Below are 19,508 nucleotides of genomic sequence, written 5' to 3' on the forward strand. Positions count from 1 at the left end.
TGTTTAATCCGTTGAATTATGGTGGCCAAGTTGCAATAACTTTTCGAATCGTTCATTACCGTGAAGGAGTTCAAGATCACGCTCTTCAGCAAGCAGATCACGAATCGACGGGCTGTATTCGATCGAGCGCTCTAAATCCTCAATGGCTTGTTCTTCAACACCTAATCGAGAATACGCGCAAGCTCTTTGATATAGGGCTGGACCGTTAGTGAAGTCCACTTCTAGTACTCGGTTACACAAGCTCAGTGCCCAGTGGTACTCGTTGATTTCCATCGCAGCATCGGCTTTGTAGGTCAGTGCTTCTAGATCTCCAGGGCGAATAACCAATATTTCATCATAAATTTCGATACGCTGTTCCGGCGTTTGCGAGCTTTGTGCACGCAGCCACAAGTTATGAATTTCGTTGATTTTTTCGATTTCTTTGTTGTTTTCACTAATGATGCGGGTCTTGCGTTTCAGATCTCGCTCAAGTGCGACGAACTTTTTCTCGTATTCACTGGCGATTTTGTCTAGTCGCTTATCCGCCATTTCTTTGGTGTTATGTTTAAACTCACGCAGGGATTGCCAGCCAACAAAAGCAATCAAAGAGGCCACGCCAGCAATGATGTAAAAGAAGTAGGTGACAGTAACGTTGGCGTAGTTGAGTGATTTATCTGCTACGGCAAGCTCACGGTCGGTGATCTCAACAATCATACGTTTTTCTAGGCTTTGATAGTCCTGACGCAGCGCTTTAATCTCGTCAAGAATATAGCGCTCCATCAACGGTCTATCTAATAAATCTGATTCTGAATATTTTTCTTCGGCTGCCAAGGTAGGCAGTGCAAGAATCAGTGAGAACAAAATACCAATGAATAAGCGCATAAAACGTCCTTTTGCGTTAGGAATACAGATAGACCGTGCAACAATAGCAGATTAAACAAACCTTTAGCAAAGTTCTTCACGTTATGTAACGGATTACGGTTTGAAGAGTTGTAACGTTATGTGTTCAAAGACTTTTTCTGTTAAAGCTGGTTTTCAGTGGGTGAGGTGGCGGAGTCCTATTCTACCAATAGAGTTTCCGCATGCCTTGCTGAACTCCTGATGTATTTCCAAATCCGTAACGTATTTAATGCCGGATTTGAATTTTTCGTCCGGTGTAACTCTCAAATTTGCTTATTGATGATGCCATCAGTGATTTGTTGATAGTCAGATGTTATCCACTCCATTGGAACTAAACATCAAATTGGTCAGCGGTTTGCTGAACGGCTTCATTCTCGAAGTAAAAAGCGCGGCAAAATAAAATCGAACAATGACATGTCCCTGTCTTAAAAAGCATTTCATCGAGTGAATTATAGATCTGAATGATTTTGAGTTGTATGGCTTAGGTCGTCCTTTCTAACTCGCTAATCACACTTTATTCGTATCAAACGCTATGAAATTGGCATCTGCTTAGTCAAAGCGCTGCGTTGTGTCACTACAACCTGAGATCTAAGTTAAGAAAGTGTTAATTTCAATTACGTTAATTGAACCATCTTTGATATTTTATACCTATAAAAATGAAGATTATAAAAAGTTACACTGATGTTGATGCCATGGAACGCGGTAATCGGCTTCGGTGATTATTTATTTCAGATGCAATTGCCTTACCTCATACTCAAGTCTTTAAGCCTTAAATGCTGTTTTTTACGATAGTACAAAGGGATTGGATGAGGGTTTGTTGGTGAGATACATATAAAAGGATTTTTGATGTTTACAAAACCCATGTTGCGTTGGCTTTTGCCTTTCGTTATTGCTGGTGGTTCTTATGCCGGGTATTCAGCAATAGCGATGACTGCGCCAAAGAAAGAGTCCACGAAAGAGCCTGTAGTTGAACCGACCGTTCAAGCGTCTTCTCTTTTTCCTACCAATCATAATGTTGTTATCACGAGCTACGGAGAGTTGGTTCCTTTTGAAAAAACTCAGTTGTCGACTCAAGTGAGCGGGGAAGTGATCAGTTGGCATGCTAATTTTGTTACCGGAGGCATCGTAAAGCGAGGTGAAGTGTTATTCACCATTGAAAGTGATAACTACGAAGCGGCAGTACTGCAAGCTGAAGCTGCACTGGCAAGTGCGCGAGCAGCGTTGATTGAGGAACAAGCAAAAGCAGAAGTTGCAAAACGCCAGGCGAAACAAATGAGTGACAAACAGGTGACGGACTTATATTTGCGTAAACCGCAATTATTGAGTGCCCAAGCGCAAGTCAAATCCGCCCTTGCATCATTTAAGCGTGCTAGGCGTGATCTGGAAAACTGTAAAGTGGTTGCTCCATATGATGCGCTTGTCGTTGAACGCGACATTGGTGTGGGACAATTTGTGACAGCAGGCTCTCGAGTTGCCACTATAAATAATATTGAAGTCGCAGAAGTGCATGTTCCAATTGCTGGGTTTGATAGCGTATTTTTGCCTGAATCTATCGACGATCTGCATGCTACTGTCACTCAGCAAGGTGTTTTATCGACGACTCGCGATGGTAAGGTTGTTCGGGATCTAGGGATGATTGATAGTGCAACACGTATGATCAATATGGTGATTCAGGTGGCCGACCCTTATGGTATTGAAACCAAGAAACCACCGATTAAGTTTGGCTCGTATGTTGAAGTCAGCTTTACGGGCAAAGAGTTGAAGCATATTTATCGTCTCCCACAAGAATTAGTGAAAAACCGCACGGTCTGGGTAGTGACTGACGACAATAAACTTCAACCAAGAACGGTTACCGTTTTAAGAGCTGAAGGGGCGTTTATGTTGGTGAAGGACGGATTAGAGCTTAACGATAAACTGGTCCTAACCTTACCAGAATACCCACAAAAAGGCATGGCGGTGAAAATCGCAAAAAAGAATGACAACTCCGATACCGTTGTTCAGTAACTAGGAGCTTGTCATGGAAGAGACCAAACAAAAAGGCTTAATCGCGTATTTTGCCAATAATCCAGTGGCTGCCAATCTGTTGATGGTATTCATTATTATCATGGGCATCGTCAGCTACGTCTTCATTCAAAGACAGATGTTCCCGAACATAGAAGTAAACTACATTGATGTTCAAGCGACCTATCCTGGTGCCTCTCCTCAAGAAATCGAAGAGAGCATTTTGATGAAAGTCGAGGAGTCGATAAAAGATGTTACTGGAATCAAAAAAGTAGTGGCGCAAGCGTCTCGTGGTAGTGCTTATGTGTCGATTGAAGTGGATGTCAACGCGGATATCAAACGTGTTTTGGATGACGTAAAACAGCGAATAGATACTTTAACGAATTTACCCGCTGGTATGGAGCCAATAAACGTCTATCAGGTTGAATGGCGCCAAGATGTGATTGAAATGGGGTTAGTGAGTGACCGCCCACTCGAAGAATTAAAGCCCATAGCCAAGGAAGTTGAAGACGAGTTGCTTCAATTGCAAAACGTCATGCTTGTTGATTTAAGTGCTCCGGAAGAAGAGATTGCGATAGAAGTCGATCCGCGTATTCTGCGCAAATACGATTTAACGCTGAATGACGTGAGTAATGCCATCCGTCGTTACTCTGCCAATTATTCTGCGGGTGAGGTGAAAACCAATTCCGGAATGATCGCCGTGCGTATTGAAAATCAGTACTATCATGGAGACGAGTTCCGCAATATACCCGTAAAACTGGGGGCAAATGGTGCCAAAGTGTTGCTGCAGGACATTGCGACGATCAAAGATGGCTTTACGGAAGAAGAGCGCTACTTTGAATACTCAGGGCAAAATGCCATTTATATGTCGGTACAAGCGACGCGTGACCAAAATATCATTCCTGTTGCTGAATCCGTTCACAAGTATATAAAGGCCAAAAACAAAGCATTACCAAGCGATGTTCAGTTAAAGGTGTTGGTCGATATGACATACTATCTGAACGGTCGTCTCGATATGATGTTGAAAAACCTATTACAGGGTGCAGCATTGGTTGCGATAATGTTGAGCGTTTTCTTACGTTTCCGTCTCGCAATGTGGGTGATGATTGGTTTGCCCGTTTGTTTCCTTGGCGCGGTCATGTTGATGCCTGCTCTAGGGATCACGGTGAATATCGTGTCGCTGTTCGCCTTTATTATGGTACTCGGTATCGTGGTCGATGATGCCATTGTTATGGGCGAAAGTGCTTACAGCGAAATAGAGGAAAAAGGCGGCGGTGTTGAGAACGTTGTAAGAGGCGTCAAACGAGTGGCGACGCCCGCGACCTTTGGTGTGTTGACCACCATTGCGGTATTTGCGCCTTTTTTACTCTCGAGTGGCATCGATAGCGCGTTCTTTTATGGTATCTCTGGCGTCGTGATCTTGTGTTTAACATTCAGTTTGATTGAATCAAAGTTAATTTTGCCAGCACATCTTGCCCACACAAACTTCAAACCGAGTAAGCCTGGCGGTTGGCGTGACCGCTTTAATCGACGTTTCTTTGGTTTTGTTAATGGTTCGTATCGCCGTTTTGTTACCTCGTGCACACACTGGCGTTGGACAGTTTTTGCTGTATTTTGTGGTTTGTTAGCAATCAGTGCCGCCTTAGTGAATTCAAACTATGTTCGCGTGATCCCAAACCCGAAGGTCCCAACGGATTACCCCGCTATTACCATTGAAATGAATGATACCGTATCGAGTGAGCAGACGATTGAAGCGCTGCAATCCATTGAAGCGGTGATGCAAAACGTGGAGTCTCAAACGATTGAAGAATTCGGTCAAGGAATGATCCGCGATGTGCTTTCTTACAACCGAAGCCGTAATGAAGGGCGTATTTTGGTGCCACTGGTAGACGAAGACCTGCGGCCTTACAACACGTTTGAGCTTGCGCGACGTTGGCGAGAATCTATGCCAACTATTCCTGGCATAAAGAGTATGAAAATCCGCGACCAGAGTGCTGGTGGTGGGGAGCGTGATGAATTTGGCTATCTCCTTTTTGGTTCAAACATCAAAGAGCTAAACGAGGCGGGACGCTACCTAATTGAACGATTACAGCAACAAGAGGGACTGTTTGATATCTCTTCTTCTATTGACTCGGGTAGTAAGGAGGTACTTCTATCGCTCTCCCCTGTAGCCTATGATCTTGGGCTGGACCTTACCATGATAGCTCAGCAAGTTGGGGGCAGCTTTTACGGTGGAGAAGCCCAACGCATTCTTCGCGATGGTGAGGAAATAAAGGTCATGGTTCGATATCCACAGCTAACACGTGAAGCCTTTTCTTCTTTGCGTTATGCGGTGATCACAACCCCATCAGGCAAAAAAGTCATGCTTGGCGATGTCGTTCAAATCAGCGAGCAGCCGGGTGTGAGTACCATTCGCCGTGAAGGTGGTTACCAAACGGTTTACGTGTATGGTTCTATTGATGAAGAATTGGTTGAGCCTGAAGAGGTCGTGAAGACCATCGACGACAACATACTGCCAGATATGAAACAGCAATACCCAAGCGTTAAGACTGAGCTGGGCGGTGACATAGAAGAGCAAGCGGCGCAACGTACTGAACAAATCATGTTCTTCGTGGCTGGCATGGTTATCGTCTACATTTTGTTGGCGGTCCCTCTGAAGAGCTACACGCAACCGCTCATCGTGATGTCTGTTATCCCTTTTAGTTTAACCGGTGCAATTTGGGGGCATTTCTGGTTAGGGCTTGATATCAGTATGATGTCGACATTTGGTTTGATTGCGGCTGCGGGCGTCGTTATTAATGACTCTCTTGTTCTGACAGACTATGTCAACCACGTCCGGGAAAAAGGGATGAGTATAAAACAAGCTGTGGTAGAGGCTGGGTGTGCGCGTTTTCGTGCAATCACTCTCACATCAATCACCACGTTTGCAGGCGTTTTACCTATCATGTTTGAGACGAGTTTACAGGCACGTTTCGTTATTCCTATGGCCGTCGCGTTAGGGTTTGCCGTCCTCTATGCGACGGTACTGACGCTAGTGCTTGTACCGTGTTTGTACCTAATGCTGGAGGATATAAAAAATATCTTCAGGGCTGTGAAACGTTTTATCTTGCGCTTAGTTTCTCGTTTTAGAAGGCAAGAGGAAGGCCGGGAAGAACCTGTGAACGAGTCTTAAGGGAATATCAATATTAATGGAATAATCTATAAGAGCAGCCTTCGAGAGCTGCTCTTTTATTTTGAATTAAACACATTGGCGAGAGATTTTTTATTAATTTAAACAATTAGTTAAACCAAGGTTAATACGTATTTAATCATTCTTGCTTGTTAAAATTACTGATAGCTGCGTTGTAGGTTTTGCAATTAGAATAACTAGTTACAGCAATCTATGCCTTGATCTAAGCGATCTCCCTTGTAAAGTAAGTCCTGCACAATAAATTGATCACTTCGTCATCCATAGTGGTATTAGTCTGGTTTTATATGCTGAGTGAATATAAATTCACGTAAATATGGGTTTGGTTAATTTGACGCATAAAGTGTAAAAATAACCACCCCATGAAAGATCGTAAGACAAAAAGATTGCTAAGTCATTGTTATTAATAGAGTTAAAAGTTGGCATTTAACGTGCTATGTCTAACGTGTCATGTAAGTCATGTGTTCAAAATAAACTGCTAACTTTCAAGGAGCTTGCTATGAAATATGTCAATCTTTCTACTTTAGGTCTTATTGCTGTCATGTCATCACCATTTACTGCTGCGAACACGTTAGACAAGGAGGAGTGGAGTGCAGATTTACGACAAGATTTTTCAGAAATGAGGCACGAAGCAATCGCAGATATCCAAAAACTAAATATGGATGATATCGAAGCACGTGATGCACAGATCGTGAAACGCATTAAAGAAGAGCAGGGACAGTTGGTTAAGGTGCCATGTCAGAAGTCGGAGGCGAGTAAATCTTAATATTGACGACTCCCATGAATCCAAATGACCAGTTTCATCACAAGCTTTCAAATAGAAAAAAGCCCACAAAGAACGATGTATGTGGGCAAACTAAAAAGGGCACCAAATTGGGTGTCTATTCATTTTGGAGATGGTCGAACGTCCTTATACCACTGACAATATGCTTGGTGAGAGGCTTATCATCAGTACGACCAGTGGCGATAAAATTAACATTGTTGTAATGATTAACAAAATGTTAATTTTTCAATCAATGGTTGCATTATTACTAGGTGCAATTGTTGCAATATTGATGTTTTGTTATGAGGGTGGATATAACTGGTTGTTTTAATAGCCATTGTTGTTCTGGTTAATAGTTTGTTTATCTTGTTTGGTTATATAAACACGGATCTATTCTGATTTTAGACTTTTCATTTTTCTGCCGACAAGAATAAAGACCATACTTTTGTTAATGTTATGTGTGTTTTTTTGTGTTTGTCTTTGAGGTTCATGACGCTATTTTCAGCAGAACCATCGAATGAGCAAACCTCCCTCAAGGCCATACAATTTTCTTAGTTTTGACCTTGATAAGAGCAAAGGTGCAATGATAACTACCAACTTAGCACTGTCCAATTCGGTCGGTTAGCGTGCGTTCTCAGGCGTGGACAGGGGTTTACTAAGTATGAGTAATCTGCGTATTCACACAAAGGCAAGTCGTTAATGGAGTCGGTATAGAAATGGATATCTGAATAGGGCTCATCTTGTGCCTTCAACCACTGCTCTAAACGCGTGACCTTACCTTCTCTATAGCTCGCAATACCGGAAATCTTAGCAGTGTAACAACCTTCTTCTTCAACCAAGTTAATCCCTAGTGCCGTTGGGACACCGATACGTTGGCCAACCGCTTTGACTAAGAAAGTGACGCTAGCAGAGATGATGACCATATCGACTCTGTCTTGGGATAGTTGCTCAATCAAGGTTTTCGCCTGAGCAAATTGTTTAGGTAAGATGTCATGTGCTACGCACTCTTCCACTAACGCGTCTACTTGTGCAATAGGGATATTGGCTAATGGCGCCATACAAAATGTGAGGTAATCCTCCATGTCCATTTTTCCTTCTGCATAAAGCGCCATCATGCGTTTATCGTCTTCAAGGAAATTGGCTTGTGTTGCAATCCCTTTTCTCACCAGAAAGGCATTCCAAAGCATCGCACAGTCAGCATTGATTAAGGTTTCGTCCATATCAAAGACATATAAAGGTTTGGACATGTTTTAGACTCCGAAGGGTTGAATTTCGTTGAGGGCACTTTGAGTATAAACAATAATCCAACTTGATTTCGATTGCATGACAAGCACTAAAATAGCGTTTATTGCCAAGTAACAGGCACTCAAATTGGCGGATAATCAGCCAGTATTAACTATATGCAAGACGGCGTATTGATGGATTGTGAATTTGAACACTGGCGACCAGATGCGGTGATGACATGCGGCTTAAATCGTCCCCCCGATAGAGTATCGAGGGGAGTCGAAAGCTTGATTAGATTGGCGGTTAAACTAAGCCTTGGTCTTTCGCCATTTGACTGGCAATCCCTGGCGCTTTCCAAACGCTTGGCAGCAGAATGAAGGATACAGGGACAGCAGTGATAACGATAAAGGATTGTAGTGCGGATATACCGCCTGATCCCATCGAAATCAAGACAATAGCGACTGCGCCCATAATCATCCCCCAAAAAGATCGAATCACAGCGTTCGGTTCGGTTGTTCCCGTCATGACAACGCTTATGGTGTAAGTCATTGAGTCGCCAGTGGTGACGATAAACGTTGTAGTTAAGATCAGAAATAGTACCGAAAGGATCATTGGATACGGTAACTCAGAGGTAATGGCAAGCAAAACGGCAGGAAGGTTGAATCCCTCGAACGCAGTTGAAATTAAACCAGGGTTATCTAGTTCAAATGCGAGGCCACTACCGCCCACAGCACTAAACCAGAAGCAAGTAATGAGAGGAGCAGCAATACTAATCGACATGATCAGTTGGCGAATGGTTCGACCTCGAGAGATACGCGCAATGAAGATTGCCATCATTGGCCCATAACCAATAAACCAGCCCCAAAAGAACACTGTCCACCAACTTAACCACTCTGTATCTCCTCGATAGAGCGCCATTGGAAAGAAGTTGTCGATGAGTCGACCAACGCCTTGAATGTAACCATCCACAATAAAGCTCGTCGGTCCAAAGAAAAGAATATAGCCGATCAAAAGTGCAGATAGGATGACGTTGTAACGACTGACAATTTGAATACCTTTACTTACGCCACTCAGCGCCGATAAGGTATACATGATAATGGCTCCAACGATTACCATGCTCTGGGTAAAGAAGCTATCTGGTACACCAAATAAGTCATTTAACGCGTAACTGATTTGTAAACCCAGGAAGCCAATTGGACCGATGGTACCTGCAGCGGTCGCAATGATGCTGCAGGCATCAGCACAGTACCAATCCAGCCATGAATGGCCTTATCTCCGAAGACTGGGTAGAGCAACGTACGTGGTTTTAGTGGTAACCCTTTATCGTAATGTAGATGCATTAATACGATCGCAGATAATCCACCGAGAATCGCCCAAGCTAAGAAACCCCAATGCATGAAAGACTGAGACAAAGCATTAATTGCTGCTGTTTTAGGTGATGCTTCGCCAAACAGAGGTGGAGCGGTAACAAAGTGGCTATCGGCTCCGCAGCAGCCCAGAATACGCCGCCCCCAGCTAGTAATGTACACAGTACGATAGACAGCCATTTGAAGTTATCAATATCTGGCTCCGCTAAACCTCCCAGACGCACGCATCCTGTACGGCCAAATGCGAGAGCCAAGCCAATAACAAAATTAAGAAGAAGCAATATTTGCCAGTAAGCACCAAAATAGTCAGTGGCAAAACTGAATCCTGTGTTCACCATTGCGGTGAGCCTGTCGGAGTTAACCAGTGCAAGAAGAACGAATAGAGAGAGAAACTACCGCTTAACCAAAATACAGGGTTTTTGAGTTCAAGCCGTTGGGTTAGAGAGGGAGGGTGAATCGCAGAATAGTCAGCATCCTGAATCGGAGCATGAGTGGCGGTATTCGTCATATTTGACATAAGTACTTCGCTTTTGGGGGCCATTGGGCCGTGTATTTCACCACATCACTTTTCGCTAGAAAGTGTGAGGTTCTTCAAAAAGTCGCGAATACTAACATGTTGGGCTCAGGAATTTAAGCGTAGGTTGAGCAGTTATTATTCGCTGGCAAATTTAGACTAACGCCAGCAATGGGATGATCAATCAAGGGAGAATGGTTTAGTTCGGGGAAGTGAGCAGGGTTAATTTATTGAATCATCGTTATCTCAATTTATAAAAAACGCGTTCTCCGACGACATAGCCGATGTAGAAAAGTGCAGCGAGCGTCATAATGGCAGCGGAATAAGCGACTACGTGGTTTAGCCCAAGACCAAAAGACAAACTAAATGCTATGTCATTTATCGCTTTCAATGGGATATTTTGCCATGAAGCATTCACGGGAGACCCGAATAGTAGTAATACGGCGATTAATACCAAAGTGCCAACCGCTAATCCCGACCATTTACTGCTTTTCATCGTTTTCTCGAACACCATTCAAACGTAACAAAATATTTCAAACGATGCATTATACAGGTTGCTCTCGGTCTAGGGTGAAAAATTTGTACTAAGTTTGGGAAAACCTTCAATCCTTTTTTGTTTTTTTAGCTTTAGCAGACCTGTTTAAGAGCAGAAAACGATAAATATTTTTGCTTTTTAAGATCAATTTATTTTTCTTTTCTTTAATCAAAAATTGCCTAATGATGCAGCCGAATCCCAGCGCGTCGCTGGACTGGTTGGATTGCGTACCATGAAATTTTTTATCAAAGGATTGGGGCTAAGCGCGCTGATGCTAAGCCTATTTGCTCATGCAGAAAACAAAACACTGAACGTGTATGCATGGGGCGGATATTTGCCTGAAGCATCATTAAAAGCCTTTGAAAAACAGCAAGGCGTGACAATTAATTATTCTACTTTTGAAAACAACGAGTCGATGTACACCAAACTCAAGTTGCTCAAAGGCACTGGATATGATGTTGTTTTTGCGTCGGCGTACTTTATCGAAAAAATGGCAAGAGAAGGCCTATTAGCCAAACTTGACCATGGGCAAATTCCGAATATGCAAGACACAATGCATGGTCTACTTGGACAAGCTCACGATCCGAATAACGATTACTCGCTTCCTTATATTTGGGGGGTGACTGGTATAAGTTACAACGAAGCAATGGTCGAGCAACCCGTTACCAAATGGTCAGACTTATGGAATGCGCAGTACGAACAACAAGTCATGTTGATAGACGACATTCGCGATGTGTTTGGGATGGCTTTGAAAATGAACGGCCACAGTGTGAACAGCAAAAATGAGTCGGAAATCAAACAAGCTTATGAATCGCTGGTCGCGCTAAAAAACAATGTATTGCTCTATAATTCAGATGCTCCGCAAGTTCCTTATGTTTCCGGCGAGACATCGGTTGGTATGCAATGGAATGGCAACGCATATCAAGGTCAAGTAGAAATGCCAGAACTGAAGTTTGTGATGCCAGAAGAAGGGGCGGTATTGTGGATGGATAATTTCACTATTCCGTCAGGCAGTGAAAACAAAGCGTTGGCGCATAAGTTTATTAACTTTATGTATCAGCCTGAAAATCAAGCAGAAATCGTCAATACGCTGGGCTATGCGTCTGCAACTAATGCGGGACGAAATAGCCTACCTGACGAAATAAAAAATAATCCAACGATTTTCCCTGCGGAAGACGATATGGAAAAAGGTGAATTCATCAACGATGTTGGTGCTGAGACGTTAGCGGTATATGAAAGTTACTGGCAGCGCTTAAGAAATCAATAAAGTAGCCGTTCCAGACTGACGTGCACTGGAACGTCTAGTGTTCACGTAGAGACGGTTATTTCACAAAAAATGCTCCCTCGTTATCGGTATAGCGGGGGAGTCACGACAAAAGCTTTCACGTTACATGATTCTAGGGCTATTGACTTACAGCTCGGTGCACACTTGATTACGGCCATTGGCTTTTGCTCGATACAATGCTTTATCAGCACGGTAAAAAGTACGCTGTGTATTCTCGCCATCTCGGTGTAGTGTTATTCCAACTGAAACCGTGAGCCCTCGTTCACCGAGAATACTATCCCAATCATATTGATAAATTCTTTCTCGATAGTTTTCCGCGTGCATTTCTGCTCGCTCTAGCTTGCAGTTTTCAATAATGACAAGAAATTCTTCTCCTCCAAATCGAACGCAAGAGGCGCCTTTAAACACAAAGTACTCGGCGAGCTCTTTAGACACACGGGTAATCGCTTTGTCTCCAACAAGATGGCTGAGCTCGTCGTTGATTGATTTAAAGTGATCGATATCAATCACCATCAAAGCAAAAGGAGTGTCGTGAAGTAAAAGATCTTTGAGTTTAACTTCTAACCAGCGACGATTATGCAAAGAAGTTAAGGGATCGGTAAAGACATCTTGCTGGAGTCGAGCCATGGTATTTTTATGTTGCTGGGTTGTCTCTTTGAGCTCTTTATTCTCTATTTCTGACAGGATCAGCTTTAATTGCAACTCAAAGCGTGTCAATCGACGCAGTTGAGCTGGTCCCAGTTCGCTTATTGGGACATGCTTCAACAGATCCGATTCAATATGAAAGGCACGCTTCTCGCAGTTTAATGCTTGTCTGAAGTTCCCCTGAGACGAGCTGATTTCGCTCATTGCACTGTAAAAGCGTCGCGCAATGGTAGGAGACGAGTCTTGCTGTAGTCTTTTCTCGATTGAGTTCAACAGTGTGTTGGCTAATTCCGCCCGCCCTATGGCATTTAAGCAATACGCGGTTTCAATTTTAACCACGGTTGAAAGCCAATATGTGGTCGACGTTCCAGAGGTGTATTGGACGTTCGAGAGTGAAAGCAACGCCTTCGAGTGGCAGTTTTGCAGTTGATAGATTTTGGCTCGATACAAATGGATCTGAGCAGCGAGGTTTTTGTCACTCACTAAGATACTGAGCTCTTCACACTCGATTAATAGCTGCTCAGCGTCAGCGATGCGATGCAGGCTAACGTAACAAGCAAGCAGATAAAGCTTATAGCGTAAGCGCAGTGAACGGCTGTTCAGGGCGTGATCAATCGCGTCAATTTTGGTGTAGTAACGCAATGCGCGGTTATGGTCACCGTAGGTGTCGCATAAATTCGCCATACCAATAAGTGCGGAAACGTACTCGTCAATTTGACCGTATTCGACGGCGATATCGGTGGAGGAGATATACTCTGCGAGCGCAGCGTTATAATCCCCAGCTTCCACTAAGCGTTCACTAAGACTTTCTTTTACGGATAAAATGTCTTCAAAATCGGTAGGTAGCTCCAGATACTCTAGGGCTTTTCTTAATTCTGCAATGCTTTTGTTTAGTTGTCTTACTTCTTTTCGATACTCGGCACTAATGATGTAGCAATGTGCTTTTTCTCGGTTGGTTGAAGCGATGTGATTAGCAATATACTGCCAAAGTGTGATTGCTTCGTCACCAGAGACAGAGCAAGGGTCAATGCCAGCCTCAGTGACTTTATTAAGCAGTTGTTCCATGCGCTCTCACCTCGATTTGGCTTTCTTCCAATTGTTCTAACGTGAATGGGAACGTTAGGATATCTTGCAGGTACAGTACCGGCTTAGGCCCTTTCAGCCCCCGTCGTTCCCATGGATAAATGTCTAACATGACCTTAACCGTTTGATACAGATCTTCAGCCGGTTGCCCCTTTTCTGCGATAAGCATGGCCAATCGGTTACTGGATAAACGAGAAATAAGATCGTTTGATAACGTTAATGAGTGAACGAGCTCGGTGCAGACATCTAACAAATCGGGGTCATCATGCTGAATCATGATGACCGAATGTTTGGATTGCTTTAGCTGGGTTTTAAACAAGACCAACTGCTCCCACCAATACGTTTCGGAGACTACGTTTGAAAACTGTTTCTCTGGATTGTATTCATGCTGTGAACGTACATGGTTGATCAATTTATGTGCACGTAATTGAAGTTGTCGTTTAGAGCTATGGGCTTTATCTGCACTGACTCGATAAGTTTGTTCTTTTAGCATCTTCAGCGCATGTTTTCGATATTTTTTAAACGCAAGAAACGCTGCTTTAAAATCTTCTTGCTGTTCGGCAACCAGGGATTGTTGAAAGCAGATTTGGCTAAGAAGTTCACCATTGTCGAAGGTTTGTGCAGACTCTTCCGCTGCGAGTAATAGTGTTGCTGCACTATCGGTATTGTTGCGCAGCAGCTCCAAGCGGGCACGGCTAATGAATGAATGCGCTTTCATCCAAGTCAGATCGTGTTTAACGGCTAAGTTGTGAGCTTTGTTTGTTGCTTCTTCCGCGTCATCAAAACGCTCTAAACCAATCAGAGCTAGACCCCTAAAGTCCCAAATTTCAGCTTCCCATGTGCTGTCTTCGTGATCTCTGATCAGTCCCGTCGCGCCATCGAGAACAGTCAACATTTTGACGAATTGCTTAAGCAGGTAGTAATCCCAAGCCAAAAGTATGCGCGCTTTGCCCTCTAACCACGTTATCCGGACGTTGTTTGCCACTTTTACAGCAAGCTCATGAGTAGATGCGGCAAGTTCGTGCTCATTGGTGATACGCCACACGTTACCAAGGCCAATTAAAGACTCTATTTGAATTTCTATGTCACCAACCAGTGCGGATTGTTCAAGTGCATTGATCCAGTATTGCTGAGCAGAATAGTATTTAGCTTGTCCCCAATATTGCAGGGCGAATAAATGAAGAATTTCTGGTAGATGATCGTCTGTTTCGAGTTGATTCTGTCTGCGATAGGCCTCTTTGATTAACTTGAGTCCTTGACGGTAGTCCATTAAGCACCAATGACAATGAGCCATAATGATTAGCGCTTTGATTTCCCCTTCGACAAACAGTGTTTGCTCCGCACGAATTCGACAAAGCTCCGTTGCCCGAAGTGTCGCTTCAGGGTGAAGTTTTGCTTGCTCTTTGAGTTGCTTTAGCTCATCTACTATTTGGCTTTTGTCCAACTTTAACACCCATCTCTATCGAACTGGCACTTCCTGTAATTAGAATTACAGTCAACTATCAGGTGCACATTAATACCGCATAACATCACCTCATATAAAACGTCTGGACAGTTCAGAGAGTTAGGATAGAAGCTGTTTTATCGTCAAAGGAGCGTCAGTAACGTATAGCCTTTGTGCGGCGGTGAGACCTTCTTTATCTTGGTAGCACAAATTATGCCAAGCTCTGAAAATATCCAAAAGGGGTAAAATCCCTCCAGGTCTTAATTTGCGACGAGGTTCGTTTATAAAGCTTTCAAACAGAAGTTGGAAGCGGCTTTGATAAAACTCTACGTGATGTATTGTCGCCACATTGAGCCAAGCTTCAGGAGTATTGTTGTCCCCTGCAAGGTAACAGACACCTTTGTTTTTGGTACTTTCCTTATGCTCGTTGGAATCAATCTCTCCTGTACGTTGACTAGAAATAGCCCATCGATCTCGCCACCAACTCATGTAGGCGATGTCGATTTTCCCAAACGGTGCGCGGATGTCCCATCCAGGATCCTCTTCTACGTACATTAAATCGACGTTTTTTTGTCGGATGCGGTCAAGACAAACACTTAATGCAGCAGAGCGAAGTAGAGGATCTTGAGGTATGTAGATAGATACCCGCTTGTCTGAATCGCACATGTCCAAGACGTGTAAATAATGCGCATAAGATGTGTAAGGCGGGTAGATCAACGCTCCTTTGGATGGATAATTGAACGTACTGAGGTTTCCTAATGGGTCCTCTACATTGCCGCGAGCCAGAATGGTTTGGTATTTATGATCAATACGCTCACGAAGGTTGTTAGAAGGAACCGATAGCGGCTCGCTGGCTTCCGCCGTATATTCATGTGAGACAAAACGAGATACATCGTCGTAGGGATTATGATCAATCGAACCAACAGGCTCATCGGTTGATGAGTAATTCACGTGTTGGCAAAGAATATAACCAGAATGAGCCTCACCAGATACAATCCAATAGACGCCATTGTTACTTTTTGGCTGTAGAGCGATGTAATTGGACGAGAGTTCATATTGTTTCGCATGGTTCACCCAACGAGCGTCGATGGTGGCTAACTTTCGACGGCAACGACTGGCAATGTGATCGACGTGATCATAAAAGGTTTTCGGATTAATACTTAGCTTGCGGCAGATCTCGCGTACCGAATAGCCGGTAAACAGCAAGCCCATTAGGTTCTCTTGAAACTGAAGCTTGTTGTTGGCACCAGACCATTTATCAACAAACGTACTTTGACACGCTTTACATCGGTATCGCTGGCGATCACCACTATAGCCAAACGCGTGATAGAGGTGTTTGTGGGTGTGGACTGAGAGTCCGAAGTTTTCACAGGCGTCATTTCGACACGCAGGCAGCCCGTCGCTATGGACCTGTCTTAAGCGATGAAGTTCGTTCACCACGTCTCGGTTGTTAAGTAAAGGGGGGAAAGCTCCACATTCACGGCATACCATCGCCGGACGCTTAGGGTTAGCATGTTGCAAAATATAATACTTTGCATCACTCAATCCAAAGTTGTCACACGCCAATGTTTTACAAAAGTTGAGTTGTAACCCATCTGCGTCTTTTGGCAGTTTGCCGTTAGACACGATCGCCCCCTCTGGGTAATTCGGGCAGTCGGTCAGGCTCCGACTGCGAATGGTTTAATCATTGCTTATTAAATGTTGATTGCCGTTTCTAGTGCGACTTTCATCATGTCATTGAATGACTTTTGACGCTCTTCTGAACTCAGTTTCTCGCCGCGGATGATGTGGTCAGAAACCGTAAGGATGGTCAGTGCTTTTGCACCTAGATCCGCTGCGACACCGTAGATACCCGCCGCTTCCATATCAACACCAAGAATACCGAGTTTTTCCATCTTCTCGAAGATGTCTGCTTCAGGTGTGTAGAATAGGTCCGCTGAAAATACGTTACCCACTTTTACAGGCACTTCTTGGCTGCGAGCTTGCTTGACCGCTTCTTCTAGCAGGCTGAAGTCAGCAATTGCTGCAAAGTCGTGGTTGTTGAAACGGATACGGTTCACTTTCGAGTCTGTAGAAGCACCCATACCAATCACAACGTCCATTAGATTAACGTCGTCACGTACTGCACCACAGCTGCCAACACGGATAACATTTTTCACACCGTATTCAGCGATAAGCTCATGAACGTAAATGCAGCATGAAGGGATGCCCATACCATGGCCCATGACAGAAACTTTTTTACCTTTGTAAGTACCTGTGTAGCCGAACATGTTGCGAACATCACAAACTTGTTTTACATCATCTAGAAAAGTTTCGGCAATGTATTTGGCACGCAAAGGGTCGCCTGGCATAAGAACGGTTTCAGCGAAATCACCTGGTTGTGCGTTGATGTGTGGGGTTGCCATAAGTACTCTCCAAAGTTTTTTTTGATAAAACGTCTTAATTATACAACGTTGTTACCAATTCTGTTGAAATTGCTCGTTTTCGTTGAAGCAATAGTATCGGGATAGGTAGGACTTACTTGAGAGATTAGTCACAAAAAGCATTCATTTACCCAAGGTAAACGATATAGATAACTAAATATGTTGAAAGTAAAGGCGCAATCGATTTGCTTCCGGTTATTTTCAAGCTCACCGAATTAAATAATGGTTTATTGAAAACTTTTCTCCATCTTGATGATCGCCTTTGGCTACAACAGAGTAGAAGATTTAAATTGTACAGTTAATTTTCTTGTACAATTTTAAGTGACTTGCTATAAGTTATACATAAAATTCGTTTGTATAGGTTGGTGCGTTATGGATTCTTTAATCAAGGTCGGTATCAGTTCTTGTGTTTTGGGCGAACGAGTTCGTTTTGACTCTGGCCACAAAGTGAGTAATTTCGTCACGAAAGAACTCAGTCAATTTTTCGATTTTGTCTCTGTGTGTCCCGAGGTGGGGGTCGGAATGCCAGTTCCTAGGCCTACGATTCGTTTGATTTCTGATAATGAGCGAATTGCCTTAGTGGAAACAAAAAACCCTGAAAATGATCATACCGACAACATGCTAGCTTACTCTGCGAATAAAGTAGATGAGCTTCAGAGTGAAGATTTATGTGGTTACATCGTTTGTGCCAAGTCACCGACCTGTGGCATGGAACGAGTCAAGGTGTATACCAAGCACAATGCATCTAAAGAAGGGGTTGGGCTATATACGCAAACCCTGATGAAAAAGATGCCGTGGCTACCCGTTGAAGAAGACGGTCGATTAAACGATCCTGTTCTTAAAGAAAATTTTATTACCCGAGTTTTCTGTCTCAAGGATTTCTATTCTTCAATGGACGGAGAGCCCACAAGAGGCAAAATTATAGATTTCCATTCCCGTTACAAATTAACGCTAATGGCCCACCATCCGGAATCGTATCGTTCTTTAGGGCGTCTAGTCGCCAATGTCGCGGCGTATGACATAGAAGAGTTTTACCAAGAATACCGATTGGGCTTGATGAAGGCGCTAGGAAACCGAGCCAGTCGTAAAAATAACACCAATGTCTTAATGCATTTGCAAGGGTATTTTAAGCGTTCTTTAACGAAAGAGGAAAAGGAAGAATTGGCAACCGTGATTGACGATTATCGTATTGGTACGCTGCCTTTGCTTGCACCACTGACCTTAATTAAGCACTACCTCAATACTTACCCAGATGAGTATTTACAAAAACAAAAATTTTTAGATCCACATCCTCAGGAGATGAGATTACGTTATGGCTTGTAACTCTGAAGAAAAATATTACGCAATTCGAGATGTCTCTGAAATCACTGGCGTTAAGCTGTCACCTTAAGAGCCTGGCAAAGACGATATAACCTTATTCAGCCTCAACGGACAGAGAAAGGGCATCGATTGTATGGTCAGCAGGATATTGACACGATTAAGGAGATTCAAGGCTGGCTGGCGAAAGGCGTTGCAATTGGCAAAGTTAAAGGGTTATTAGGGCAAACGAGTGATGTCGACATTGGGACTGAGACACCGCCGTTAGAAGAAGTGGGCGTGCTACTTTCGGCCTTAGCGACCTTAATCATGGCAAGACCGAGGCGCTAATGTCGTCGGTAATGAAGGAGTATCCACTCAATTTAGTTATCGAGCAGTTCATTATGCCTATTTTCGATGCGTTGGCGATGGTGAAGGGCCCGTTAAGAACCTTGCAACGCGGCCTTTTTCAAACTTGTCTGATCACTCGACTCGCTTTGGTTATTGACTCAGAGAATAAAGCATCTTCCAAAGGAAAATGTTTACTGATCAGTTTCGAACAAACTCGCGAGTCGGAAAGTTGGATCCAAGCTGCAATGCTATGTGAACAAGGGTATCACACGACCTTGATTGATAAAGTCGAAGACATATCGGGGTTGATTGAGCATCAGGTTCTTGAACGGTACCAGGTCGTTTATCTGTTTTCTAACAAAGCACTTGCAGCAAAGCAACTTGACGTCTTAAAAGCGCTTCAGGCTAAGTTTCCACAGCGTATTCAATACTCTGACGTGATCGGAAAATTGCATTTTAATCAGTAAATTTTACTACTGAACATTCACTGTCATCTATCACAGTATCAACG

12 protein-coding genes and 2 pseudogenes are annotated in these 19,508 nt (G+C 43.5%); 6 read left to right on the forward strand and 8 right to left on the reverse strand.

The genetic code is table 11. The features are described 5' to 3' along the window. Positions 1–3: 3 nt before the first annotated feature. Positions 4–861: a tetratricopeptide repeat protein gene (locus tag SU60_RS15735; protein WP_041156355.1), complete on the reverse strand. Its 858-nt coding sequence runs from the start codon at positions 859–861 to the stop codon at positions 4–6. Between the two features lie 864 nt (positions 862–1,725). On the opposite strand from SU60_RS15735, the gene SU60_RS15740 reads away from it, so the two are divergent. The 3 genes from SU60_RS15740 (at position 1,726) to SU60_RS15750 (ending at position 6,833) form a co-directional block, all read left to right on the forward strand. Further along, positions 1,726–2,883 carry an efflux RND transporter periplasmic adaptor subunit gene (locus SU60_RS15740; protein ID WP_041156356.1) on the forward strand — a complete coding sequence of 386 codons (1,158 nt, stop codon included), beginning with the start codon at positions 1,726–1,728 and terminating at the stop codon, positions 2,881–2,883. 13 nt (positions 2,884–2,896) lie between these two features. Next, positions 2,897–6,052, forward strand: a complete 3,156-nt coding sequence (locus SU60_RS15745; RefSeq protein ID WP_041156357.1) for an efflux RND transporter permease subunit — start codon at positions 2,897–2,899, stop codon at positions 6,050–6,052. A 514-nt stretch (positions 6,053–6,566) separates the two neighbouring features. Beyond that, entirely contained in the window at positions 6,567–6,833 is a 267-nt protein-coding gene (locus tag SU60_RS15750) for a hypothetical protein (protein ID WP_041156358.1), read from the forward strand. 587 nt (positions 6,834–7,420) lie between these two features. On the opposite strand, the gene SU60_RS15760 is transcribed toward SU60_RS15750, so the two are convergent. The 3 genes and pseudogenes from SU60_RS15760 to SU60_RS15770 form a co-directional block, all read right to left on the reverse strand. Further along, positions 7,421–8,077, reverse strand: coding sequence for an HAD family hydrolase (locus SU60_RS15760; RefSeq protein ID WP_041156360.1), 657 nt, complete (start codon positions 8,075–8,077; stop codon positions 7,421–7,423). A gap of 280 nt (positions 8,078–8,357) precedes the next feature. Next, positions 8,358–9,938, reverse strand: a pseudogene (locus SU60_RS15765) (BCCT family transporter). A gap of 238 nt (positions 9,939–10,176) precedes the next feature. Continuing rightward, a complete protein-coding gene (locus SU60_RS15770; protein WP_041156361.1) occupies positions 10,177–10,431 on the reverse strand; it encodes a hypothetical protein in 255 nt (84 codons plus the stop codon). Positions 10,432–10,702: 271 nt separating this feature from the next. Between SU60_RS15770 and SU60_RS15775 the strand changes: the two genes are divergently transcribed. After that, positions 10,703–11,737, forward strand: coding sequence for an ABC transporter substrate-binding protein (locus tag SU60_RS15775; RefSeq protein ID WP_041156362.1), 1,035 nt, complete (start codon positions 10,703–10,705; stop codon positions 11,735–11,737). A gap of 144 nt (positions 11,738–11,881) precedes the next feature. Here the strand turns inward: SU60_RS15775 and SU60_RS15780 are convergent, their stop codons facing one another. The 4 genes from SU60_RS15780 to deoD form a co-directional block, all read right to left on the reverse strand. Continuing rightward, positions 11,882–13,465 (reverse strand): GGDEF domain-containing protein, encoded by a 1,584-nt coding sequence (locus SU60_RS15780; RefSeq protein WP_041156363.1) that lies wholly within the window; start codon positions 13,463–13,465, stop codon positions 11,882–11,884. Continuing rightward, positions 13,449–14,927 carry a hypothetical protein gene (locus SU60_RS15785; RefSeq protein ID WP_041156381.1) on the reverse strand — a complete coding sequence of 493 codons (1,479 nt, stop codon included), beginning with the start codon at positions 14,925–14,927 and terminating at the stop codon, positions 13,449–13,451. Before SU60_RS15785 ends, SU60_RS15780 begins: the two co-directional genes overlap by 17 nt. Before the next feature lie 120 nt (positions 14,928–15,047). After that, the gene (locus tag SU60_RS15790; protein WP_041156364.1) at positions 15,048–16,553 is read right to left on the reverse strand and encodes a lactate dehydrogenase; all 1,506 of its coding nucleotides are present in this window, start codon (positions 16,551–16,553) and stop codon (positions 15,048–15,050) included. A 68-nt stretch (positions 16,554–16,621) separates the two neighbouring features. Continuing rightward, positions 16,622–17,332: a purine-nucleoside phosphorylase gene (deoD, locus tag SU60_RS15795; protein ID WP_041156365.1), complete on the reverse strand. Its 711-nt coding sequence runs from the start codon at positions 17,330–17,332 to the stop codon at positions 16,622–16,624. 390 nt (positions 17,333–17,722) lie between these two features. Here deoD and SU60_RS15800 point away from each other — a divergent pair, with 390 nt between their 5' ends. After that, complete coding sequence (locus SU60_RS15800) at positions 17,723–18,673, forward strand: YbgA family protein (RefSeq protein ID WP_041156366.1); 951 nt, start codon at positions 17,723–17,725, stop codon at positions 18,671–18,673. Beyond that, positions 18,663–19,464 (forward strand): annotated as a pseudogene (locus tag SU60_RS15805) (MerR family transcriptional regulator). The gene SU60_RS15800 and the pseudogene SU60_RS15805 overlap by 11 nt, the downstream one beginning before the upstream one ends. Positions 19,465–19,508: the final 44 nt, after the last annotated feature.

The sequence above is a fragment of the Vibrio mytili genome (assembly GCF_000830505.1).
Taxonomy (GTDB): Bacteria; Pseudomonadota; Gammaproteobacteria; order Enterobacterales; family Vibrionaceae; genus Vibrio; species Vibrio mytili.